We start from the raw sequence: 21,510 nt of genomic DNA on the forward strand, positions 1-21,510 counted from the left end.
GGCCGGCGGACAGGGACCAGCGGGAGCAGCCATCATGAGCGACACCAGCCTCGGCACCGACCGTCAGCGGGGCAGCGACTACGCCGACCTGTCCCGACAGGTTCGCGCGGAGGGTCTACTCGGCCGGCGGCGGGGCTACTACGCGGCACGCATCGGGCTCGTCATCGGTTGCTTCGCCGGGCTGTGGGCCCTGTTCGGCTGGTTGGGTGAATCGTGGTGGCAACTGGGCGTCGCGGTGGCCCTCGCGGTGGTCTTCGCGCAGGCCGGTTTCATCGGCCACGACGCCGGACACCGGCAGATAGCCGGCTCACGCCGGATGAACGACCTGATCGGCATCGTGCACGGCAACCTCCTGACCGGGATCAGCTACGGCTGGTGGGTGGACAAGCACAACCGGCACCACGCCCACCCGAACACCGAAGGCAGAGATCCCGACATCAGCATGGCGGTGTTGTCCTTCACCACCGGCCAGGCCCGGCGACGGCGCGGCCTCGGCGCACTGCTCGTCCGTCACCAGGCGTACCTGTTCTTCCCGCTGCTGCTGCTGGAAGGCCTGCACCTGCACGCCGCCAGCGTCCGGGCGGTCTTCGGCCAGCGCCGCACCGCGCGTCGACCCGCCGAAGCCGGGCTGCTGGCCCTGCACCTCGTCGGCTACCTCGCCGCCGTCTTCGTGGTCCTGACCCCGGCACAGGCGGTCGCCTTCGTCCTCGTCAACCAGGGCGTGCTCGGCCTCTACCTCGGCTGCTCCTTCGCCCCGAACCACAAGGGCATGCCGATCCTGAGCGCCGAGGACGACCTCGACTACCTGCGGCGGCAGGTCCTCACCTCCCGCAACGTCCGCGGCGGGGCGTTCCTCGACACCCTGCTCGGCGGCCTGAACTACCAGATCGAGCATCACCTGTTCCCGAGCATGCCGTGCCCCAACCTGCGCCGCGCCCGGCCGTTGATCATGCGGTTCTGCGCCGAACACGACATCGCCTACCACGAGACGACCCTGGGCCGCTCCTGGGCGGAGGCGCTGCGCCACCTGCGCGACGTCGGCTCGCGTACCCCGTAGACGCACGTCGCGGCCACTGCGGCCACTACGCGTGGGCACCGCCCCCGGGCGGCTGCTGAGCGGAACTCCCCCGCCGTCCGTCGGGCGGTGGCGGGAGTTCGACCATCGCCGCGATGAGCGCGTCCACCGGCACGGTGGCGAAACCGACCCGGGCGTCGCTGGCCCCGTACGGCAGCCACAGCAGGCCGGAGTGGACGAGCCCTCCACAGGAGTAGACGACGTTGGGCACATACCCGTCGCGTTCGGCCTCGTCCGGCGCCAGGAGCGCGCCGGGGAGCTCGGCGAGGACCCGTTCCGGTCGGTTCAGGTCGAGCAGGAGGGCGCCGATGGCGTACCGGCGCATCGGGCCGACACCGTGGGTGAGTACGAGCCACCCGGCGTCGGTTTCGATGGGTGACCCGCAGTTGCCGACCTGGATCAGTTCCCAGCTACGGCCGGGGGCGTGCAGCTGCACCGGCGCCTGCCACCGGTTGTCGCCGTCCAGGCAGGTCAGCCCGATGGTCTCGCCGTCGGCGCGGCACAGTGCGAGGTGGCGACCGCCGACGGTACGGGGGAACAGCGCGACGCCCTTGTTGCGGGCGCCCGGGCCGCGCATCGGGGTGATCTCGAAGCGCCGCAGGTCGGGGCTGGCCAGCGCCCGGGTGGCGATACGCCGGCCGTCGTACGCGGTGTAGGTGGCCCGGTACACCGGCCCGGACTCGTCGGTGAACCTGACGAACCGGGCGTCCTCCATACCGTTGCTCTCCGCCGGGGTTGCCGGCCAGAGCACCCGTTGATGCAGGCTGGTGTCGGCGGGGAAGGCCACGGCGTAGCTGGCGGCGTTGGTGCGTCGCACCTGTTCGACGGTGTGGGGCGCGCTGCCTCGGGAGAGCAGGTCGGGCGGGAGGCTGGCGAGGGTCCGCTCGAAGGTGGCCTCGTCGTAGCGTTCGGGCAGGGAGTCCAGCACGGTGGCGGAGACCTCGTTGTCGCAGTCGTCCTCGGCCAGTCCGGCGGCGAGCAGGTCCCGGCGGTGCCGTACGGCGATCTGCTGCCCGACGACGAGCGGGCCGGGGCGACCGGCGACGGCGAGACGGTCGCCGGGTCCGAGCACGGCGCTGGCGAACCCGATCGAGGACAGGTGTCCCTCGCCGATCTGGCGCAGACTGATCGCGACCCGCAGCTGTCCCGGTTCCAGGCCGTCCTGATCTGGGTGGACCACCATCGACGGGTTGCACAGCGCGGCGGACTCGACCGCGTACTCGTGGCTGAAGTAGGCACCGACCAGGAGACGGGTGGTGGGGGAAAGGTCCCGGGCCCGGGGCGCCCGGTGCCGGACGAGGTCGTAGTGGTGGTGGAACGTGCCGGACAGGTCCCGGTGCCGGCCACCGAATCGGTCGAGGGTGTCCCGCAGCAGCCGGCCGGTCTCCTCGTCGTCGAGCCGGGCGACGCGGTCGATGAGCGCCTGCGCGCGGGTGCGGGCCACGGCGGCGTCCTCGCCGGGCACGAAGAGCTTGACGACGACCCGGCCGGGGTCCGGACTCAGGGTGAGGTTCTGCCGGACGGCCAGGTCCCGGGTCACGACCACCGCCGTGCGTGCTGCAGGGTGGAGATCAGCGCGAGGGTGGACTCGGCACCCTGGTTGAGGTTGGGTCCGTGCGGGGTCAACCCGTCGTAGCCGCCACCGGTGGCCGGATCCCACATCGGCGTGCCGACGTCGTTGTCGCCGAGGAACCAGCCCACGGCCTGCCGCACCCCGACGTCCCAGACCGGGTCGCCGGTGACCGTGCCGGCCGTGGCGCAGGCATCGGCGAAGGCGGCCACCTCGATCGGCTGCTGGTCGTGGCGGAGCCGCTCCGCACCCCGCTCCCAACCTGCGGCCGGTACGACCGACAGCCGCCCGTCGCGCAGTTGGACGTCGCGCAGCCAGGCCAGCATCCGCAGGCCGCCGTCGAGCAGGGGGCCGTCGTGGCGCAGTTGGCTGGCGGCGATGACGACCTCCGCGAGGGCCGCGCTGGCGTAGGTCAGGCGCGGCTGGGGCCAGGGCCATCCCGGCTCCGCCGACGGGGTGCCGATCGCGGCTGCCGCATCGGCCAGCAACGCTGCCGCGGCGGCATGGGTGGGGTGACGGCGCAGCACCTCGACGGCGCCGAGCCCGGCGAAGGCCATCGCGTGCGGGGCGGGGCTGCGCCGCACGGCACCCGCGCTGAAGGCGACGAGCGCCTCCTCCCGGATCCAGGCCGCGGGGCTGCGGGCGGCGGCGGTACCCAGGCCCCACAGGGCCCGTCCCCACCAGTCGCCGAGCCCGGGCCGGTCGGCCCAGCGCCGGTCGTGACCGAGCCGGTTGTGGAAGGCGCCGCGGGCGTCCTGCGCGTGGGTCAGGAAGGCGAGGTAGCACTCCGCGAGCCGGAGCACCGCGCCGGTCGGCTCCGGCTCCCGGCTCGTGACGAGCAGACCCCGGGCGACGTCGTCGGTGCAGTAGCCGTGTTCCCGGCGGACGATGGCGTGCCGGGCGTGTTCGAACAGGCCGGTGTCGTCGCTCAACCGGGCCAGATGAGCGAAGCTCGGCGCGGGCGCGCTCAGCCGGCGGTCGGGCGGCGGGCTGCCGGCCCTCGTGGCGGGACGGCCTCCGGTCAGGGTCACGCCGCCGCCGCGCTGACCACCGGCGGGCGGGCGGTGGTGAGCCGTTCCCCGAGGGCGTCGTACCGGGCCGCCACGGCCGGCCAGCGCAGCTCCGCGGCCGCCGGCCGGACGCGGCCGGCCAGCCGGGCGGCCAGGCCGGGCTCGGTCAGGATCCGCCGGATCGCCTTGGCCAGCGCCACCGGATTGCCATGGGGTACGAGCAGGCCGGGCCCCTGGGTGAGCAACTCGACGGCGTGCGGGAACGGCGTGGCCACGACGGGAACCCCGGCGGCCACCGCTTCGACGAGGACCCCGGAGGTGACCTGCTCACGGGAGTCGTACGGCAGCAGGACCACGTCGGCGGAGCGGATCAGCGCGCCGAGCGCGGCCGGGTCGTGGTACTCCGACTGGTAGTCCACGGTGTGGGCGACACCCAGCTGCGCGCCGAGCTGGTGCAGTCCCGCCCGGTACGCCTCCCCGTGGTGCTCGATCACCTTCGGGTGGGTCCGGCCGGCGACGGTGAAGGTGGGGGTCGGGTCGAGGTCCTGCAACCGGGCGAGGGCCCGCAGCGACCACTCGATGCCCTTGCCGGGGCCGAGCAGCCCCCAGGTGAGCAGGTGCGGACGGGTACGGCGTGGGGCGGAGAGGCCGGCGTGGTCGTCGGCGCCGTGCGGGATGACCGTGACCTTCGCCGGTTCCACGCGGTAACCGACGAGAAGCCGGTCGCGGGCCGTTTCGGTCATCGTGACGACCGCCCCGGCCTCGGCGACGACCTGCTCCAGCAGGGACTTCTGCCCGGCGGTGGGGTTGCTGAGCACGGTGTGCAGGACCACGATGCTCGGCACGGTGAGTTGGCGCAGCAGCGGCAGAACCTCCCGGCCGTCGGCGCCGGGGTAGATCCCGTACTCGTGCTGGACGATCGCCACGTCGAAGGCGTTCAGGGCGGCGGCGGCCTGCCGCCAGCCCGCCGGGGCGTCCGCCGCCCAGGTGTGCACGACGTCGGGCAGGGCACGCTGGTCGTCGCCCCTGTCGGTGAGCCGTACGACGCCCCCGTGGGCACCGCCGGCGGTCAGGTGTTCGGCCAGGAGGGAGTTGAAGCTGGCCAGTCCGCACCGGGTCGGTGGGTGGGTGCTGAGGAAACCGTAGCTGGGCATGGCTTGGGCCTTTCGGTTGTGGGCCGCCGCCCGAGGAACAGGGGGCGTGCCCCGCGCGGGTGACAGCGCACGCGGATGGCGTCGTGGCCGGCGCAAGGGGCCCGGGTCCGGCCGCCGCGGGTGCGGGGTCCGGTTCGTCAGGGGTCGTCGGTCGTTCGGCGGGTTCAGCGGTGTGGACGGCCGATGAGGTCGTCGTAGACCGCGAGGTAGTCGTCGACCATCCGGTCCGCGTCGAAGCGCTGCCGCGCCCGCTCCCGGCACCCGGCCCGGTCGATCTTCGCGACCGCGGCGACTGCGTCGACGGCCTGTTCGACGGTGTTCACGAGCAGGCCGGTCACCCCCTCGTCGACGACTTCCGACATGGATCCGCGTGCGTACGCGACGACCGGCGTGCCGCACGCCATCGACTCCACCACCGACAGGCCGAACGGCTCGTCGAAGGCGATCGGGTGCAACAGGGCGGCGCTGGCGCCCAGGATTTCCGCGCGCCGTCGGGGGCCCACCGAGCCGAGGAAGATGACCCGTTCGCCGTCGATGTGCGGCGCCACCATCTCGGTGAAGTACCGCTCGTCCTGCACGATTCCGCAGATCGTCAGGGGCCGACCGGCGAGCCGGGCGATCTCGATGGCGGTGTGGGTGCCCTTGTCGGGATGGATCCGCCCGAAGGCGACCAGGCCGGGGCCGGCCTCCGGGGTGAACGGCAGCCCGGTCATGTCCACGCCGTGGTGCACCGTGGCGACGTAGTCGAGCCCGGCGACCCGGTCGGCGTCGGAGATCGACACGTACGACGACCGGGCCCTGGCGTACGCGGGCAGGATGCCGGCACCGGAGAAGCCGTGGACGGTGGTGAGCAACGGGGCGCGGCAGTGCTCGGCGAAGGCCAGCGGCAGCCAGTCGAGGTGGTTGTGCACCAGGTCGAACTCCGCCGAGCGGGCGAACGCGTGCGAGACGTGTATCGCCTCCCACACCCGCCCGTCCATCGACGGCTCGTCGGCGTACCCCCGCGGGCACACGCCGTCGAGGGCGGCGGAGGTGACCGAGTCCAACGTCGCGAAGAGCGTCACGTCCACCCCACGGGTGGTCAGCCCTTCGGCCAGCAGGCCCGTCACCTGCTCCCAAGGGCCGTAGTGGTGCGGCGGTGTCCGCCACGCCACCGGTCCGAGCAGAGCCACCCTCACGGGGATAACGCCTCGGCGAGGTCGGCCGGATCAAGATTCAGTGTCGAGAGCAGCCCGGTGTGCTTGGCGGGGTCCACCCACTCCGGCAGCTCACGCTCGACCCAGTCAGCTCTGGCGTGCTGGTCCCGCCCGCGAAGGGCGTCGACAATCCGGTGCCGTGCGATCCTCATTGTCTGCGCTCCCTCTGTTGAACCGTGGGTACGGGTGTGGCTGAACCGCGGGTACGGGTGTGGCCTCCTCCCGGCTCGGAGGAGGTAGCGGTGTGCAGGTGCTGGGCCCCGGCTGTGCGGGCCCGCGAATCTCCAGGTTGACCGATGGGCCGGCAGTCAGGGTGCCGTCGCTGTCGCGACGGAGCTGAGCGTTGCTCACTGCCCGTAGGGGTTGGCGGCGGCGGAACTGGCGGGGCCACCGGGGATCCGGGCGACATGGCAACCGTACGCCTCATCCGGCATGAGGGCAGCCTGTGGTCCGTTTCCTTCAGCGTTCGTCGACGTCCCTCAGCGGGGAGCGGCAGGGCGTAAGCCCTCAAGGAGCACCTGGTGGTACCACTCGGCCGCGTTTTGATGATCAGGACCGGCCATACGTGCAGCTTACCCGACTTCAGGCCAGTCGCCGAATGCCGGCTGCCTCCACGACCGCCCGCCGCGAGCACGTCATCGAGACCGGTCGTGGGCAGCTCGCACTGCTCGCCACCGTGCTGGCCGCCGCCGTCCGGCCACTCAACGCCTACCATCGATTCATTTCGATCAGTACACTCGTGTCTGGTCAGCCGGGCCACGACCGGCATGATCACCAGCCCGGGAACGGGTTCGCCGACGCACCTGCCGCACCTGGCTCCCCCCTCTGATCAGCACCGTCGTTCCACCGGCTCCGAGGCGGTCCCGCCCTGGGGCCGGTCCCATCCGGTGAGGAGAAGCGATGACCGGTTCACGCGTGCGGGGTCGGGTGCTCGCCTTCGCCCTGGCGACCGCACTGAGCGCCGCGCTGCTCCCGAGTGGACAGGCAGCCGCCGGGAGCGCCGCCGAGGGAACCATCCGCTACGCCGGGACCGCCGACGCCGTACCTGGCAGCTACCTCGTCGTGCTCCGGGAGGCCCCGGTCCGGACGTCGGTGGGCGCCGCCGCCGCTGAGGTCAGCGGAGCGGCCGAACGGCTGCGGGCCCGCTACGGGGGCACCGTCGGCCACGTCTACGGCAGCGCCGTGGCCGGATTCGAGGTACGACTCACGGAACGGGCCGCTCGCCACCTCGCCGCCGACCCGGCGGTGTCGTACGTCGAGCAGAACCGGGTCACGCCGCTGATCGGCCCCGGCGTGCAGACCAACCCGCCGTCGTGGGGACTGGACCGGATCGATCAGCGGAACCTTCCGCTCGACGGCCGGTACGCCTACCCGAACACCGCGCACAACGTGCACGTGTACGTCGCCGACACCGGCGTCCGGGCCACCCACACGGACTTCGCCGGCCGGGTCAGCGGCGGGATCGACCTCGTCGACGGCGCCCTCCCCGCGGACGACTGCAACGGCCACGGCACCCACCTGGCCGGCACGATCGGCGGCACCCGCTACGGGGTGGCCAAGGAGGTCCAGATCCACCCGGTCCGGGTGCTCAACTGCACCGGCAGCGGCACCACCGCCACGGTGATCGCCGGGATCGACTGGATCAGCGCGAACGCCCTCCGGCCGGCGGTGGTGGAGCTGGCCATCGGCGGGCCGGCATCCTCCGCCCTGGACACGGCGGTGACCAACTCGATCAATCGGGGGATCACCTACGTCACCGCCGGGGGCAGCTCGGGCGGGAACGCCTGCAACAACTCGCCCGGCCGGGTGCCGGGCGCGCTGACCGTGGTCGGCACCTCGTCCACCGACGCACGGATGCCGAACGGCAACTACGGCGCCTGCATCGACCTGTTCGCCCCGGGGGCGAACATCCCGTCCACGTGGCACACCGGCGACGCCGCGACCGCCACGATCAGCGGCGGCTCGGCGGCCTCGGCCCACGTGGCCGGCTGCGCCGCGCTGGCCCTGTCGGCCAACCCGGGCTGGACCCCGGCCCAGGTCGCCAGCTATCTGACCAGCCGGTCGACCGCCGGAGTCGTCACCGGCGTCGTCGCCGGCACCCCGAACCGCCTGCTCTACTGCGGCCCGTGACTCCGAGACGCCCACCGGGTGCCACAGGCGCTGCGTGGAACCGTCCGTTGGACCACAGTCCCGATCATGACAAGGCTCGACCGGAGCGGCGGTAGTGGCCGCTCCGCCGATGGCGGCGGTAGGCGAGGAAGGCGAGGAGAACGCCCACGAGTGCCGTGCCGGCAACGACAGGGACCGCTATCCGGGTGCCCCCGGCGCTCCTGGCCACCACCGCCTTGACCGGCACGGGAAGGGTGATCGTGCCTTCCGCTGTGCGTCGCACCGTCCCGCTGGTCAGTTCGAGCTGGACATGCCACCTGCCGACGGACAGTGGCTCGTTCAGTTCGGTGCTGACCTGGCCGACCTGGCCGGGCAGGACCGTGACGCCGGCGGCGATTCTGAAGGGCCCGGCCTTGGACGAGCCGGACTCGCGGGACAGGGACAGGTTTCCGCTCATGTCGATCGCCCGTCGGCCCGTGTTGCGGACCTGCGCGGTGACGACCGGCCACTGCCCGGGGCCGGGGCCCACCGCGATGTCCCCGATGCTGAAGTCGGTGGGCGGTTCCCCGCCCGGGCCGATGTTCAGGTAGATGCGCACACCGACGCGGTGGACCTGGCCGACGTTGCCACGGTCGGTCGGTGGGCGGGCGACCTGGGCGAGGACGGCGGCGTACCGCTCGCCCGCGGAGGCGGTTTCCGGCACGGCGATCTTGACCTTTACCACCTTCTTGGCGCCTGGCGGCAGGTCGATGCTGTTCACCGCCGCGCTCACCCAGCCGCTCAGCTCGTTGCCGCCGCGGCCGTCGAGGGCAGTGAAGGTGTTGTTCTCGACGGTGGCGCCGACGGGGTAGAACTCGACGTGCTGTGATTCGGGTGAGGCGTTGTGCACCTCGACCCGGCGGTCGATCGTGGCGCCGGGCTTGAGATGGTCGATGATGTAGTTCCGGGCGCGCGGGTCCGTCAGCCGCGCGACCGGAATGTCCACGAGCCGGATGCCGATCCTCGCGTCGTCCCCGGCCGGCTCACGCGCTGCCCCGGCGCCGGCCGGCGCTGCGGGCACCAGGCACGCCAGGACGGCGGCCGATGCCAGCATCACCAGCCGGCGCAGGCGGTCACAGGACAGTGTGGGTCACCGTGCCCGTGTAGACCCCGGCGACGACGCCCTCGGGGACGTTGACCACGAGGGTCGGGTTCCAGGTGGCGGAGTTGTCGCCGCTGCCTCCGGTATGGGTGAACGCGTCGCGTGGCACGTTGATGATCACCGCGTCCCCCGCACCCCCCTGGCCAGGGGTGAAGGTGCCGCTGCCGGTGGTCGCGGTCGCCCCGCCGGACCAGTAGAGGACGTTGATGTTGGGGATGGTCTCCGGCCCGGTCGCCCCACCGGTGGTGAAGTCGGTGGCGATGGCCGTGGCGTTCCAGTTGGCGTTCAGGGCGGCGCGCTCGTCGGTCACGGCAACCGGCCCGATCTGTCCGGACACCGTGTCGCCCGGGTTGCCGCTGCCGATGTTCGCCGTCGCCGGAGCGCTGATCGAAAGACCGTCCTCGGCCGTCACGGTCAGCGTCACGATGGTGTCCGCAGTGTCCGCCGTGGCCGGCGAGGCGAACCCGAGGACGAGCGCCGTGCCGGCCAGGCCGGCCGCGAAGAGCTTGGATCTCATGAAACCTCCACCAATGGATTAAAAAGGAACAAGTCGGGATACTAGCTGCTACCTGCCGCTATCGGCGCGAAACCCGCCCCTGAGTCCAGGGTTCGAAGGTTGCTGCGAGGTTTCGGCTTCCGACCCCCGACGCCCAGAGTGACTGGTAACCTCCGGGGAGTGATCGGGGCAAACCAGGCGTAACGGGGTGAATAACCCAGTCTCGCCCGAGGTGCCCGCCGCCGCACCAGGCCAGCCGCCGCGCCCACCCGGACTGACTGGCGGCTCTCTCGATCGACAGACCGCCGCCAAGCAGGCGAAGCAGTTCGGCTACAACAACGACTTCGTCGTCGCGAAGGATCAGGACAGTGCATCTGACACCGAAGGAATTCGACAAGCTCACGATTCTCTCGATGGCCGTGGTGGCCAATGCCCGACGGGCCAGAGGAGTGAAGCTGAACCACCCCGAGGCCGTCGCGGTGATCTGCGCCGCCGCAATGGAGGGGGCCCGAGACGGCAAGACCGTCGAAGAGGTCATGAACGAGGCGCGCAGCGTCCTCAGTGCGGACGACGTGATGCCGGGCGTGGGGGACATGCTGCCCATGATTCAGGTGGAGGCGGTTTTCACCGACGGCTCGCGGCTGGTCACCGTCCACTCACCCATCCGATAGGGGTACAAGCGGAGACGCGGTCTCCAGGAAAGCGGGGGCGACATGGCCAAGCAACATCCCGGCCCTAATTCGAAGCATCTTCGACCCATCGGCGGCTACCTGCTCAGCGACCAGCCGCTGGAGCTCAACGCGGGTCGACCGGTCACTGAGCTGGTCGTGCAAAACACCGGCGACCGACCGATCCAGGTCGGCTCGCACTTCCACTTCTTCGAGGCCAACCGCATGCTGGCGTTCGACCGCGAAGCGGCCTTCGGCAAGCGGCTGAACATTCCGGCGACGACGTCCATCCGCTTCGAGCCGGGCGACAAGAAGACAGTGGAGCTCATCCCCTTCGCCGGCACCCAGAGGGTCTACGGGTTCAACGGGCTGGTCCAGGGCTGGACCGGCGACGGGCCCGTCCCCGGCTACCGGCCGGACCGGATCAGGGCGATCCACGGCGCCAAGACCCGGGGTTTCAAGGCCAGCCCGGAGAAGCCGGAAGACACCAAGAGCAAGAAACAGTAGTTCCACTATTTCGCGGGCTGCCCGACCTCGGGCACGGGAGAGACTTCGATGAGCCAGATTTCACGCAAAGAATATGCCGGAATGTACGGCCCCACGACGGGCGACCAGATCAGGCTGGGGGACACCGACCTCCACATCGAGATCGAGAAGGATCTCCGCGTCCTCGGCGACGAGGTCATGTACGGCGGCGGCAAGACACTGCGCGACGGCATGGGCGTCGACAATCAGTACACCAATGCCGCCGGCGCCCTCGACCTCGTCATCACGAACGTGACCATCGTCGACGCGACGCTCGGAGTGGTCAAGGCGGACGTCGGCGTCAAGGACGGCAAGATCGCCGGCATCGGCAAGGCGGGCAACCCGCGCGTGATGCAGGGGGTCACCCCCGAACTGGTGGTCGGGCCGGGCACCGACGCCATCTCCGGCGAGCACCTCATCCTGACCGCGGGTGGCATCGACGCGCACGTGCACCTGGTGGCGCCGCAACAGGCGTACGCGGCGCTCAGCAACGGCGTGACGACGCTGTGGGGCGGCGGCACCGGGCCCAGCGACAGCACCAACGGGGTGACCATCACCCCCGGCCCGTGGAACATCCACGCGATGATGCGGTCCTTCGAGAACATCCCGATCAACATCGGCATCATGGCCAAGGGCAACAGCAGCGGCCGCGCGCCCCTCGTGGAGCAGATCATGGCGGGCGCGCCCAGCTTCAAGATCCACGAGGACTGGGGTGCGCCGCCCGCGGTGATCCGATCCTGCCTGGCCGTCGCCGACGAGTACGACGTGCAGGTCAGCATCCACACCGACACCCTCAACGAGAGCGGCTACATCGAGGACACCATCGCCGCGTTCGAGGGCCGGACCATCCACACCTTCCACACCGAGGGTGCCGGTGGTGGGCACGCGCCGGACATCATCAAGATCGCCGGCGAGATGAACGTGTTGCCGAGCTCGACCACGCCGACGGTCCCCTACGGGATCAACAGCCAGTCCGAGCTCTACGACATGATCATGGTCTGTCACAACTTCAACCCGTCGGTCCCCTCGGACGTCGCCTTCGTGGAGAGCCGGATCCGCACGGAGACCATCGCGGCCGAGGACGTGCTGCTGGACGAGGGCGTCATCTCGATGATGCAGAGCGACTCGCAGGCCATGGGACGGGTCGGCGAGACCTGGCTGCGGACCATCCAGCTCGCCGGGCAGATGAAGATCGCCCGAGGCAAGCTCGCCGAGGACTCGGCCGCCAACGACAACTTCCGGGTGCTGCGCTACGTGGCCAAGATGACCATCAACCCGGCCATCACCCAGGGCATCTCGCACATGCTCGGGTCGGTGACCCCGGGCAAGATGGCCGACCTGGTGCTCTGGGAGCCGGCCTTCTTCGGCACGAAGCCGAAGTTGGTCCTCAAGGGCGGGCTGATCGCCTGGTCGATCATGGGCGACCCGAACGCCTCGCTGCCGACGCCGCAGCCCGTCTACTACCGCCCGATGTTCGGCGCCTTCGGCAGCCAGCTCGCCAAGAGCTGCGTGACCTTCGTGTCCCGCGCCGCCCACGAGAACGGGATCGGCGAGGAGCTCGGCCTGCAACGGCAGGTCCTCCCGGTCTACCGGACGCGTGGCCTGACGAAGCGGGACATGGTCCGCAACGACAGGACGCCGAAACTGGAGGTCGATCCGGAGACCTTCGCGGTGAAGATGGACGGCGTGCACGCGACCGTGCCGGCGGCCCGGAATCTCCCGATGAGCCAGCTCTACTTCTTCAGCTGACCCCACAGGACGTCTTCGCGGTCGTGTCGGGTTCCGGCACCCCCGCGTGAAAGGAGAAACCAGTGCTCATCGAAACGGTGCTGGGCAATGTGAGCGAGCCGAACTGGATCGCCCGGCTGAAGGAGGCACGGATCGACGATCTCGTGCTCGACCAGTGGGATGCACAGAAGAGCCGCCTGCGCAAGATGACCAGTTCCGGCGCCGAGCTGGCGGTCTCGCTCAACCGTGGCGTCCGGCTGCGCGACGGGGACATCCTGGCCTGGGACGATCTGACCGCCACGGCGGTGGTGGCCCGGGTCAGGCTCGGCGACGTGATGGTCGTGCACCTCGACGGGCTGCACGGGGAATCGCCGGACCTGGTGATCCGCTCGGCCGTCGAACTCGGCCACGCGATCGGCAACCAGCACTGGCCGGCCGTGGTCAAGGGCGCGAAAATGTACGTCCCGCTCACCGTGGACCGCAAGGTCATGGACTCCGTGATGCGGACCCATGCCTTCACCGGGATCACCCACGAGTTCGTCCCCGGCACCGAGGTCATCGCCTACCTCGCGCCGCACGAGTCGCGGCGGCTGTTCGGCGGCGCGGACTCCACTCCGCACACCCACCTCCCCACCAACCTCAACTGAGGGGGCCGGCCGGTGCGCGCGATGGTCGAGACACTGAAACTGTTGCAGTTCGGCGACTCGGTCTTCCCGGTCGGCGCCTTCTCCTTCTCCAACGGGCTGGAGATGGCCGTCCAGCACGGCGTCGTCCGCGACCGGACGACCCTGCAGGACTTCGTCCGGACGGTCACCCGGCTCGCCGCCACGGGGGACGGCGTCGCGTTGCTCGCCGGGCATCGCGGTGCCGCCTCCGGCGACCTCGACCGGATCCGGCACGCCGACGAGGCCGTCTGTCTGCGCAAGATCAATGAAGAGATGCGGACCATGTCCGTACGCATGGGACGGAAGCTCGCCGAGGCCTCGACCCGGATCGTCGGGGAGTCGCTGCTCAAGAAGCGGATCAGCGAGTCGGCCAACGGGGTGCCGGTGACCTACCCGGTCGCGCTCGGCGTGCTCTTCGCCGAACTCGGGGTGAGCGAGGAGGACGCCTTCGCAGCCCACCAGTACGGCGCGGCCTCGATGGTGCTCGGCGCGGCGCTCCGGCTGATGCGGGTCGACCACCTCGACGCGCAGTCGATCCTGTACGCGGTCAACGAGAAGGTCCCCGACGACTACCGCGAGGTGCGCACGGCGAACCTCGACGACATGCAGAACTTCGCTCCCCACATCGACGTTCTGGCTGCCGCGCACCAGCACGCGCACGTACGGATGTTCATGAGTTGAGCGTCCCTGGCCCCACCCGCCGGGCCTCCGGACCGCCCCGGAGAGATTCCGACATCAGCAGCTCCCGAATTTGGTGAAACCTTCCAGAAGCAGAGGTCACGTCATGAAGTCGGCAAGTCGTATCGGAGTGGGCGGCCCGGTGGGCAGCGGCAAGACCGCGGTCATCGAAGCCGTCGTGCCCCGCCTCGTGGAGAACGGACTGCGGGTACTGGTCATCACCAACGACGTGGTGACCACGGAGGACGCGAAGCACGTGCGACGTGCGCTGACCGGGATCCTGGTCGAGGAGCGGATCATCGGGGTGGAGACCGGGGCGTGCCCGCACACCGCCGTGCGCGAGGACCCCAGCATGAACCTGGCCGCCGTGGAGGACATGGAGGCCCGCTTCCCGGACAGCGACGTGGTGCTGATCGAGAGCGGCGGGGACAATCTCACGCTCACCTTCAGCCCCGCCCTGGTGGACTACTTCATCTACGTGATCGACGTCGCCGCCGGCGACAAGATCCCGCGTAAGAACGGCCCGGGGATCTCCAAGTCCGACATCCTCGTGATCAACAAGACCGACCTCGCACCGTACGTGGACGCCGACCTCGACGTCATGGCGCGCGACGCGGAGCTGATGCGCAGCGGAAAGCCGGTCGTCTTCACCAACTGCAAGACGGGTGACGGCATCGACGAACTGGTCTCACTGGTCCGCCGCAACGCGCTGTTCGACGCCGAAGTGGTCGCATGATCTCACTGGACGCCGTCCGGGAACTGGAGCCGTACCAGGACCAACCCGCCCAGTTGCCCGCCGCGTCCAACGGCAAGGTCGGCGTGCTGCGGATGGGTTTCGAGCGACGCGGCGACCGGACGATCCTGGACGACCTCTATCGGCAGTCGCCGCTGCTGGTACAGCGGGCGCTCTACTGGGACGAGGAGATGCCGGGGCTCCCCTGCGTCATGATCCTCACCACCTCCGGGGGCGTGCTCCAGGGCGACCGCCTGCGGATGGACGTCGGCATGGCGCCGGGCAGCCAGGCCCACCTGGTCACCCAGGCCGCCACCAAGATCCAGGAAATGGACGCGAACTACGGCACCCAGGTCCAGACCTTCACCCTCGCCGACGACGCGTACCTCGAATTCCTTCCGGAGCCCGTGATCCCCTATCGGGGCAGCCGGTTCGTCACCGACAGCCGGGTGCGGCTCCCCGAGAGCGCCACCATGCTCTACGCCGAGGTGCTGCAACCGGGCCGGAAGTACTACCGCGACGGAGAACTCTTCGCCTACGACCTCTTCTCCTCCACGCTGCGCGCGGAGCGGCCCGACGGTCGGCAGTTGTTCGTCGAGAAGTTCGTGGTCAGCCCCGGACGGTTCGAGGTGGCCCGGACCGGGGTCATGGACCACTTCCACATCTTCGGCAACGTCGTGCTGCTCACCGGCCCCGAGCGGGCCGCACGGGTCTTCGACCGGACCTCGACACCGGTCTGGGACACCGAGACGCCGCTGGCCAGCGCGGTCAGCCGGCTGCCGAACGACGCCGGGCTCATCTTCAAGGTCCTCGGGCAGGAGACGGAGCCGGTTCGCGCCGCGGTACGCGCCTTCTGCGTGGCCGCCCGCGAAGAGGTGACGGGCCGGACCTTCCCGCCGGCATTCAGCTGGCGATGACGAGGCGGAGGAGAGGGACATGACCCAGGTCGTGCGGGGCTGGAACGGTCTGAGCGACCGCAATCCGCTGATCGAGTTCGTCGACGCGTGCCTGCGCGGCGCCGCGCAGGTCGTCTTCCAGAACAATCCGCTCTCCGGCCTGCTCATCCTCGTCGCGATCGCCTGGGGTGCGATCGAGAACGGACAGCCTCGGATCATCGGCGGGGCGGTCCTCGGTCTCGTCGTGGGCACGGCCACCGCCGTCGTGCTCAAGGTGGACCGGCCCTCGTTGCGGAAGGGACTGTTCGGGTTCAGCCCGCTGCTGACCGGGATCGCCGTCCCGACGTTCCTCGACGACCGGCCGTTGATGTGGCTCTACCTGGTGCTCGGCGCCGCGGCCACCACCGTGGCCACCCTGGCCCTGAACAGGGTCTTCAAGACCTGGGGGCTGACCGCGTTCACCTTTCCGTTCGTGCTGACCACCTGGGTGCTGTTGATGGGCGCCTACCAGTTCAACCGGTTCACCGTCCTGACCAACATGAAGCCGAAGTTCCCCGGCGAGGGGCCGCTGGCGGCCGGCGGCCGTTTCGACTGGGACCTCATCCCGACCCTGTTCCGTGGGATCTCCCAGGTGTACCTGGCCAACAGCTGGGTCAGCGGGCTGATCATCCTGATCGCCCTGCTGATCAACTCTCGCTGGTCGGCGCTCTTCGCAGTCGTCGGCAGCGCCGGCGCGACCCTGCTGGCGCTCTGGTTCGGGGCCGACGGGCTCTCGCTCGACAAGGGCCTGTACGGCTTCAACGCGGTGTTGACGGCGATCGCGGTGGGCGCGGTGCTACACCGTCCCGGGGTGTTCGTGACGATCTACACCCTCTTCGGCATCGCGTTGACGCTCTTCGTCCAGGTGGCTCTCGCGACGGTGCTCACCCCGCTGGCCATTCCCGTGCTGACCGGGCCGTTCAACATCGCCACCTGGCTGCTGTTGCTGCCCGAGCGGCACTTCGGGCCGGCGCCCAACCACGACAGCGTCAAGGAGACCATCGACTCCGCCGCGAAACGCGCCGTCCAACCCTTGCACAAGGAGAGGTGAGTCCCGTGCTCGCTCAGAACGCGGTGAACCCGGGCGACACCGCCTGGGTGCTGGTCTGCGCCGGCCTGGTGCTGTTCATGACACCCGGGCTGGCCGTCTTCTACGGTGGCATGGTCCCCGCCCGCAACGTGCTCGCGATGCTGCAACAGAACATCATCGCGCTGGGGGTCGTCAGCCTGACCTGGGTGCTGGTGGGGTACACGATCGCCTTCGGCGACGACGCCGGCACCGGCCTCTTCGGCAACCTGGAGCTGCTCGGGCTGACCGATCTCAAGGTCCCGCCCGCGCCCAGCCTGCACGTGGCCGCCGGCCAGGTGACCATCCCGACCCTGGCGTTCATCGCCTTCCAGATGATGTTCGCGGTGATCACTCCCGCGCTCGCCACCGGGGCCACGGCCGGCCGGCTGAGGCTCGCCGGCTGGGCGTTGTTCCTGGCGGTCTGGTCCATCGTGGTCTACGCGCCCGTCGCGCACTGGCTCTGGCACCCCGAGGGCTGGTTGGCCAAGTTCGGCACCCAGGACTGGGCCGGCGGGATGGTGGTCCACTCCTCGGCGGGAGCCGCGGTCCTGGGGCTGCTGCTGGTCGTCGGCCGCCGCCGTAACTGGCCACACACCGCCGCCCCGCCCAACTCGATTCCGTTGACCATCATCGGCGCGGGCATCCTCTGGTTCGGCTGGTTCGGGTTCAACGCCGGCGACGGGCTCCAGGCCAACGGGGTGGCCGCCCAGGCACTGATCAACACCCACGTCGCAGCCGCGGCCGGCATGCTCGTCTGGCTGCTGGCGGAGCGGCTCAAGGACGGCCACTGCACGGTCGTGGGCAGCGTCACCGGTGCGGTCGCGGGGCTGGCCACGGTCACCCCCACCGCCGGCTACGTCAACACGCTCTCCGCCATCGCCATCGGCGCCATCGCCGGCATCGTCTGCCACACCGCGCTCCGGCTGAAGTACCTGCTCCGGCTCGACGACGCGCTGGACGTCCTCGCGGTCCACTTCGTCGGCGGCATGCTCGGCTCACTGCTGCTCGGCTTCTTCGGCGACAACGGCATCAACCCGCTGGGCGTGGACGGTCTCTTCTTCGGCGGCGGTGGATCCCTGCTCTGGCACCAGATCGTCGGCGTGGTGACCGTGGTGGTCTTCTCCTTCGTGCTCAGCTGGGCGATCGCCGCCGCCGTGCAGGCGGCCGTCGGGCTCCGCGCCCCGGCCGACACGCAGGACAGCCTCGACCGGACCCAGCAGGACACCGACGCGTACCACCTCGGGAGCGTCGCGGGACTGAGTGGAACGGGGGCGACCCAGCGCGGCAACCGGCGCGGGCGGGGCCGGGCCGGCGATCGGCCCACCCGGGGGGCGGCCCAGCGGGACAGGCTGGTCATCGCGATGCTGGATCCGGTTCTGCTGCCCGACACCCGGGAGCTGCGAGACACCCTGCTCGGCGCGGGAGCCAGCTCGATCGTGGTCTCCGACGCCACGGTCTCCACCGCCAGGCCGGCCGCCCGCGCGCTGCCCCGGGGTTACTGGCAGGAGCAGGATCTCCTCGACCGGGTACGGGTCGAGGTGCTGGTGGGGCAGGAAGCCGCGGCCTCGGTGCTGGACGTGCTCGGTCGGTACGGCGCCGACCGGTCGGAGAGCTACGTGCAGGACGTCCGGCCCGCGACGGACCTGCACTGACCGGTTCGGGTCGACAGGGCGGCACCCGGGGCACCGTGGGGCCGGCGTCCACCGCTCTCACGTCCCGGCCCGGACCCGGCGGACCAGCAACGCCACCGGCACCAGCGCGAGCAGCCCCCAGGCCGGCACCCAGTGGGGTCGCTGCTGAGCCACGGCCCCGATGCCGCCACCGATGGAGTAGCAGGCGAGCGTGAGCAGTCCGAGCAGCGACGCCTGCCTGGCCCGGTTTCGGTCGGTGCCAGGGTCGGCGATCCACCGGACGATGTGTCCACCGGTCTTGACGACCGTGCCCGACTGGTACGTGATGGTGGTCGTCACCCCCGCCGTGCGGACGAACAGCGTCGTGAAGGCGCCCGTGGCGAGTCCGCCGGCAGCGGCCAGGACGACCCGCGACACCGGGCCGTCCTGGCCGTGGTGGAGCAGGACGTTGAGGAACGTCCAGAGCAACAGGCCGAGCGTCGTGGCGCCCAGGCCCCGCAGGGCTGGCGACCAGCGGCCCGGCAGGGAACGGATCCAGGAGACCACGCCGGCCGCAGCGGCGAACGCGACCAGCGAAGCGCCCGCGGCCGGCCAGGCCGGGTGCCATCCGGCCGGACCGATACCGAGGAAGATGAGGTTGCCGGACTGGTTGGCGACGAACGTGCCGTAGCGCAGGAACGCGAAGGCGTCCAGGAAGCCCGCGGTGCCGGTGCAGAGCGCCAGCACCGCGATGGGGCGACGGAACTCGCGGTACGACTCCTCCGGCCCCGGCCGGGCCGGGTGGTCCGGTGGCGACGGCGCGGGTTGCGAGCTGCTCATCGTCTTCGGCCCCTCCGGGCGCGCACGTCGGGGACGTCGCCTCGACCGGACCGCAAACCTCCCCCATGTTACTGCATTTCGGACATAAATCGCCCAAAGGGCGTGGCTGCGGGCCGATCCACGCCGAACCGGGGAACCCTCAGGTGGTTGTGGACGCGACCTCGTCGCGGCAGCCGCCCAGGCCCTGGCGTCGCCGGTCGGCTCGTCACTTCCGGGAACTGGCGGCGGAGTTCGCGGCGGTGGGCGCGTACCGGCGGATGCCCGACCGGACCATCAGCCGCTCGAGCTCGGCGGCCGGATCCGTGGTGAGGCCACCGTGCACCGGACTGGTCTGGATCACCGTGCTGCGCGGCGCGGTGAGCCAGCCGAACCGCGCCCGCCGGGTACCGGCGGCGATGCGGCCCGCACCGGGCCCACCCGCGCAGACGACGCGGATCGCGTCGAGCGCCGCAGCGACCATGTCGACGTCGACGTCGGGATCCAGCATGCGCAGCCGCTCGACATCCACGTGCACGGCGGCGCCGAGGAAATCCGCGCCCGGGCAGTAGAGCAGCGCCCCGACATTCACCTGCTCGCCACGGTCGACCCGGGGGACAGCCCGCAGCAACGCGTAGTCGAAGCCCAGGGCGGGGATCGGGCCGGCGGTCACGCGATCGCCTCCGTCGGCCACCAGCCACGCTCGCCCATCCGCCGGGCCAGCAGGTACTCGACGTACCGCTGCCGCAGCTCCGCCGGGTCGGCGTCCTCCCTCACGGAGCTCAGGCTCACCAGGAAACTGTCGGGCACCAGTGCGACGACCTCCGTCAGGAGTTCGGCGGTCACGAGCGCCGCCAGCTCGGCGTCCAGCTTCGCGAGGGCCGCAGGGTCCAGCTTCGCCACGAGATCCGCGAGCACGTGCTGGGACAGGTCGTACCGGCGGTCGGCCCAGGCCGCGACCGATGGCCAGGAATGCTGGAACAGCAGCGCGGCACCGTGGTCGATCGCCCACAACTGGCGATGCCAGATGAGCAGGTTGGGGTTCGACCAGGTGCGGTCCACGTTGGCGGTCAGCGCGTCCAGCCAGTAGATCCGGGCGGCCTCCTCGGGCGGCGGCTCCCACCCGACACCGTCGTAGCCCACCGATCCCGGCAGGAAGTCCATGCCGAGGTTCTCCCCGGCGCTGGCCCGCAACAACTCCTGAACCTCCTGGTCCGGCTCGCGGCGCGCCACCTCCGGGTCGACGCCGACGACGGCGAGCTCGGGCACCCGGATGCCGAGCCGGCGGCCGAGCTCACCGACGACGACCTCCGCCACCAGGGCCGCGCTGCCCTGCCCCGCTCCGCGGAACTTCACGACGTAGGTCCCGTCGTTGTCCGCCTCCACCACCCCGGGTAGGGAACCGCCCTCCCGTAAGGGAGTCAGGTACTGCGTCCCCAATACTCTCTGCAACAGAGTCCACCCTACTGATCACTGACGGTCGATTACTGGCCTACCGCACTCACATGCGGTGACCTGAGCTTCGAGCCGGGCCCGCCGGATTTCACATACTGAACCGTATCAGCATACGATAGTGTATCTGAATTTACCGAAGGGGCCGATCATCATCAACAAGAGGCTGACGCGACGGGAAAGCCGCGAGATCACCCGCAAGGAGCTGCTGCAGGCAGCAGCCGAGCTGTTCGCCGAGTGCGGCGTCAACGGCACCTCGGTCGAGCAGATCGTCGAGCGCGCCGGTTACACCCGGGGCGCGTTCTACGGCAACTTCGACGGCAAGCACGAGCTGGTCCTGGCCCTGCTGGAACAGCGGACCGAGCACGAGCTCAAGGAGGTCCAGGCGCTCGGCCAGCGGGCGGGGTCGTTCGAGGAGACGATCGAGCACCTACGGGGCTGGCACCGCGAGCGGGACAAGAACTTCGTGAGCTGGCTGGCGCTGCGTACCGAGCTCTGGCTCTACGGGCTGCGCGATCCGGAGATGCTGCCGCTGCTGGCCGATCGGGAGCGGCGTTCCCGCGAGGCGATGGCACAGGCGCTCACGCAGGGCTTCGCCGCCCGCTCGATCACGCCACCCGCGCCGGTGGAACTGCTGGCCCTGATCGTGCACGCGCTGGACGACGGGCTGTCCATCCAACGCGCGCTCTCGCCCGACGACACCGCCGGAAACGTCATGGACGCGGTGGATCTCCTGATCAGGTCCTGGACCGCCCTGGCCCGGACCGGCGCGAACGACCCCACCGGCCCGCCCGATCCCGGGAACGACACCCCTCGCCCCTGAGCCCGTGGCCGGCCGCCCCGACCAGCCGGAGAACTGGAGTGCCCGGTACCGGTGCCA

General features: G+C 70.6%; 21 protein-coding genes and 1 pseudogene. 12 read left to right on the forward strand and 10 right to left on the reverse strand.

The genetic code is table 11. The features are described 5' to 3' along the window. Positions 1 to 34: 34 nt before the first annotated feature. Positions 35 to 1,057: a fatty acid desaturase family protein gene (locus tag ACFYZF_RS20240; protein WP_387022926.1), complete on the forward strand. Its 1,023-nt coding sequence runs from the start codon at positions 35 to 37 to the stop codon at positions 1,055 to 1,057. Between the two features lie 25 nt (positions 1,058 to 1,082). Here ACFYZF_RS20240 and ACFYZF_RS20245 read toward each other — a convergent pair whose 3' ends face one another. The 5 genes from ACFYZF_RS20245 to ACFYZF_RS20265 all read right to left on the reverse strand — a co-directional run bounded on the left by ACFYZF_RS20245 (position 1,083) and on the right by ACFYZF_RS20265 (position 6,157). Then, positions 1,083 to 2,615 carry a glycoside hydrolase family 130 protein gene (locus ACFYZF_RS20245; protein WP_387022928.1) on the reverse strand — a complete coding sequence of 511 codons (1,533 nt, stop codon included), beginning with the start codon at positions 2,613 to 2,615 and terminating at the stop codon, positions 1,083 to 1,085. Then, positions 2,612 to 3,676 carry a glycosyltransferase gene (locus ACFYZF_RS20250; RefSeq protein WP_387022930.1) on the reverse strand — a complete coding sequence of 355 codons (1,065 nt, stop codon included), beginning with the start codon at positions 3,674 to 3,676 and terminating at the stop codon, positions 2,612 to 2,614. Before ACFYZF_RS20250 ends, ACFYZF_RS20245 begins: the two co-directional genes overlap by 4 nt. Then, the gene (locus tag ACFYZF_RS20255; RefSeq protein WP_387022932.1) at positions 3,673 to 4,809 is read right to left on the reverse strand and encodes a glycosyltransferase; all 1,137 of its coding nucleotides are present in this window, start codon (positions 4,807 to 4,809) and stop codon (positions 3,673 to 3,675) included. The genes ACFYZF_RS20250 and ACFYZF_RS20255 overlap by 4 nt, the downstream gene beginning before the upstream one ends. Before the next feature lie 164 nt (positions 4,810 to 4,973). Next, positions 4,974 to 5,987 carry a glycosyltransferase family 4 protein gene (locus ACFYZF_RS20260; protein ID WP_387022934.1) on the reverse strand — a complete coding sequence of 338 codons (1,014 nt, stop codon included), beginning with the start codon at positions 5,985 to 5,987 and terminating at the stop codon, positions 4,974 to 4,976. Then, positions 5,984 to 6,157 (reverse strand): hypothetical protein, encoded by a 174-nt coding sequence (locus tag ACFYZF_RS20265; protein ID WP_387022936.1) that lies wholly within the window; start codon positions 6,155 to 6,157, stop codon positions 5,984 to 5,986. The genes ACFYZF_RS20260 and ACFYZF_RS20265 overlap by 4 nt, the downstream gene beginning before the upstream one ends. Positions 6,158 to 6,905: 748 nt before the next feature. Between ACFYZF_RS20265 and ACFYZF_RS20270 the strand changes: the two genes are divergently transcribed. Continuing rightward, the gene (locus ACFYZF_RS20270; RefSeq protein ID WP_387022938.1) at positions 6,906 to 8,135 is read left to right on the forward strand and encodes a S8 family serine peptidase; all 1,230 of its coding nucleotides are present in this window, start codon (positions 6,906 to 6,908) and stop codon (positions 8,133 to 8,135) included. A gap of 64 nt (positions 8,136 to 8,199) precedes the next feature. On the opposite strand, the gene ACFYZF_RS20275 is transcribed toward ACFYZF_RS20270, so the two are convergent. Together ACFYZF_RS20275 and ACFYZF_RS20280 are read right to left on the reverse strand one after the other, a co-directional pair. Beyond that, positions 8,200 to 9,210, reverse strand: a complete 1,011-nt coding sequence (locus tag ACFYZF_RS20275; RefSeq protein ID WP_387022940.1) for a hypothetical protein — start codon at positions 9,208 to 9,210, stop codon at positions 8,200 to 8,202. A gap of 16 nt (positions 9,211 to 9,226) precedes the next feature. Then, entirely contained in the window at positions 9,227 to 9,772 is a 546-nt protein-coding gene (locus ACFYZF_RS20280; RefSeq protein WP_387022941.1) for a hypothetical protein, read from the reverse strand. 347 nt (positions 9,773 to 10,119) lie between these two features. Between ACFYZF_RS20280 and ACFYZF_RS20285 the strand changes: the two genes are divergently transcribed. From ACFYZF_RS20285 to ACFYZF_RS20325, 9 genes and pseudogenes are all read left to right on the forward strand, one after another. Next, positions 10,120 to 10,422: an urease subunit gamma gene (locus ACFYZF_RS20285; protein WP_387022943.1), complete on the forward strand. Its 303-nt coding sequence runs from the start codon at positions 10,120 to 10,122 to the stop codon at positions 10,420 to 10,422. Between the two features lie 42 nt (positions 10,423 to 10,464). Further along, positions 10,465 to 10,800, forward strand: a pseudogene (locus ACFYZF_RS20290) (urease subunit beta); the annotation flags it as partial. A gap of 174 nt (positions 10,801 to 10,974) precedes the next feature. After that, positions 10,975 to 12,693, forward strand: a complete 1,719-nt coding sequence (locus tag ACFYZF_RS20295) for an urease subunit alpha (protein WP_387022945.1) — start codon at positions 10,975 to 10,977, stop codon at positions 12,691 to 12,693. Between the two features lie 62 nt (positions 12,694 to 12,755). Further along, a complete protein-coding gene (ureE, locus tag ACFYZF_RS20300; RefSeq protein ID WP_387022947.1) occupies positions 12,756 to 13,319 on the forward strand; it encodes an urease accessory protein UreE in 564 nt (187 codons plus the stop codon). A 21-nt stretch (positions 13,320 to 13,340) separates the two neighbouring features. After that, on the forward strand, positions 13,341 to 14,018 hold the full coding sequence (locus ACFYZF_RS20305; RefSeq protein WP_387022949.1) for an urease accessory protein UreF: 678 nt from the start codon (positions 13,341 to 13,343) through the stop codon (positions 14,016 to 14,018). Between the two features lie 103 nt (positions 14,019 to 14,121). Then, entirely contained in the window at positions 14,122 to 14,751 is a 630-nt protein-coding gene (ureG, locus tag ACFYZF_RS20310) for an urease accessory protein UreG (RefSeq protein WP_387022951.1), read from the forward strand. Then, positions 14,748 to 15,665, forward strand: a complete 918-nt coding sequence (locus ACFYZF_RS20315; protein WP_387022952.1) for an urease accessory protein UreD — start codon at positions 14,748 to 14,750, stop codon at positions 15,663 to 15,665. Before ureG ends, ACFYZF_RS20315 begins: the two co-directional genes overlap by 4 nt. A 19-nt stretch (positions 15,666 to 15,684) precedes the next feature. Next, positions 15,685 to 16,734 carry an urea transporter gene (yut, locus tag ACFYZF_RS20320; protein WP_387022954.1) on the forward strand — a complete coding sequence of 350 codons (1,050 nt, stop codon included), beginning with the start codon at positions 15,685 to 15,687 and terminating at the stop codon, positions 16,732 to 16,734. Positions 16,735 to 16,739: 5 nt separating this feature from the next. Next, the gene (locus ACFYZF_RS20325) at positions 16,740 to 18,404 is read left to right on the forward strand and encodes an ammonium transporter (protein WP_387022956.1); all 1,665 of its coding nucleotides are present in this window, start codon (positions 16,740 to 16,742) and stop codon (positions 18,402 to 18,404) included. 57 nt (positions 18,405 to 18,461) lie between these two features. Here the strand turns inward: ACFYZF_RS20325 and ACFYZF_RS20330 are convergent, their stop codons facing one another. From ACFYZF_RS20330 to ACFYZF_RS20340, 3 genes are all read right to left on the reverse strand, one after another. Beyond that, on the reverse strand, positions 18,462 to 19,202 hold the full coding sequence (locus tag ACFYZF_RS20330; RefSeq protein WP_387022957.1) for a DUF1275 family protein: 741 nt from the start codon (positions 19,200 to 19,202) through the stop codon (positions 18,462 to 18,464). Positions 19,203 to 19,407: 205 nt separating this feature from the next. Continuing rightward, positions 19,408 to 19,851, reverse strand: a complete 444-nt coding sequence (locus tag ACFYZF_RS20335; protein WP_387022959.1) for a DUF3037 domain-containing protein — start codon at positions 19,849 to 19,851, stop codon at positions 19,408 to 19,410. Continuing rightward, entirely contained in the window at positions 19,848 to 20,630 is a 783-nt protein-coding gene (locus tag ACFYZF_RS20340) for a HipA family kinase (RefSeq protein WP_387022961.1), read from the reverse strand. The genes ACFYZF_RS20335 and ACFYZF_RS20340 overlap by 4 nt, the downstream gene beginning before the upstream one ends. A 121-nt stretch (positions 20,631 to 20,751) precedes the next feature. On the opposite strand from ACFYZF_RS20340, the gene ACFYZF_RS20345 reads away from it, so the two are divergent. Beyond that, positions 20,752 to 21,453, forward strand: a complete 702-nt coding sequence (locus tag ACFYZF_RS20345; protein ID WP_387022963.1) for a TetR/AcrR family transcriptional regulator — start codon at positions 20,752 to 20,754, stop codon at positions 21,451 to 21,453. The last annotated feature ends 57 nt before the right edge of the window (positions 21,454 to 21,510 follow it).

The organism is Micromonospora sp. NPDC001898 (genome assembly GCF_042891255.1).
In the GTDB taxonomy this organism is placed as follows: domain Bacteria; phylum Actinomycetota; class Actinomycetes; order Mycobacteriales; family Micromonosporaceae; genus Micromonospora.

Excerpts from the sequence above, each read along its gene's own strand:
- ACFYZF_RS20240 (WP_387022926.1), top strand. The coding sequence starts at position 35 with ATGAGCGACACCAGCCTCGGCACCGACCGTCAGCGGGGCAGCGACTAC.
- ACFYZF_RS20255 (WP_387022932.1), bottom strand. The coding sequence starts at position 4,809 with ATGCCCAGCTACGGTTTCCTCAGCACCCACCCACCGACCCGGTGCGGA.
- ACFYZF_RS20265 (WP_387022936.1), bottom strand. The coding sequence starts at position 6,157 with ATGAGGATCGCACGGCACCGGATTGTCGACGCCCTTCGCGGGCGGGAC.
- ACFYZF_RS20270 (WP_387022938.1), top strand. The coding sequence starts at position 6,906 with ATGACCGGTTCACGCGTGCGGGGTCGGGTGCTCGCCTTCGCCCTGGCG.
- ACFYZF_RS20280 (WP_387022941.1), bottom strand. The coding sequence starts at position 9,772 with ATGAGATCCAAGCTCTTCGCGGCCGGCCTGGCCGGCACGGCGCTCGTC.
- ACFYZF_RS20295 (WP_387022945.1), top strand. The coding sequence starts at position 10,975 with ATGAGCCAGATTTCACGCAAAGAATATGCCGGAATGTACGGCCCCACG.
- ACFYZF_RS20305 (WP_387022949.1), top strand. The coding sequence starts at position 13,341 with ATGGTCGAGACACTGAAACTGTTGCAGTTCGGCGACTCGGTCTTCCCG.
- ureG (WP_387022951.1), top strand. The coding sequence starts at position 14,122 with ATGAAGTCGGCAAGTCGTATCGGAGTGGGCGGCCCGGTGGGCAGCGGC.
- ACFYZF_RS20315 (WP_387022952.1), top strand. The coding sequence starts at position 14,748 with ATGATCTCACTGGACGCCGTCCGGGAACTGGAGCCGTACCAGGACCAA.
- yut (WP_387022954.1), top strand. The coding sequence starts at position 15,685 with ATGACCCAGGTCGTGCGGGGCTGGAACGGTCTGAGCGACCGCAATCCG.
- ACFYZF_RS20330 (WP_387022957.1), bottom strand. The coding sequence starts at position 19,202 with ATGAGCAGCTCGCAACCCGCGCCGTCGCCACCGGACCACCCGGCCCGG.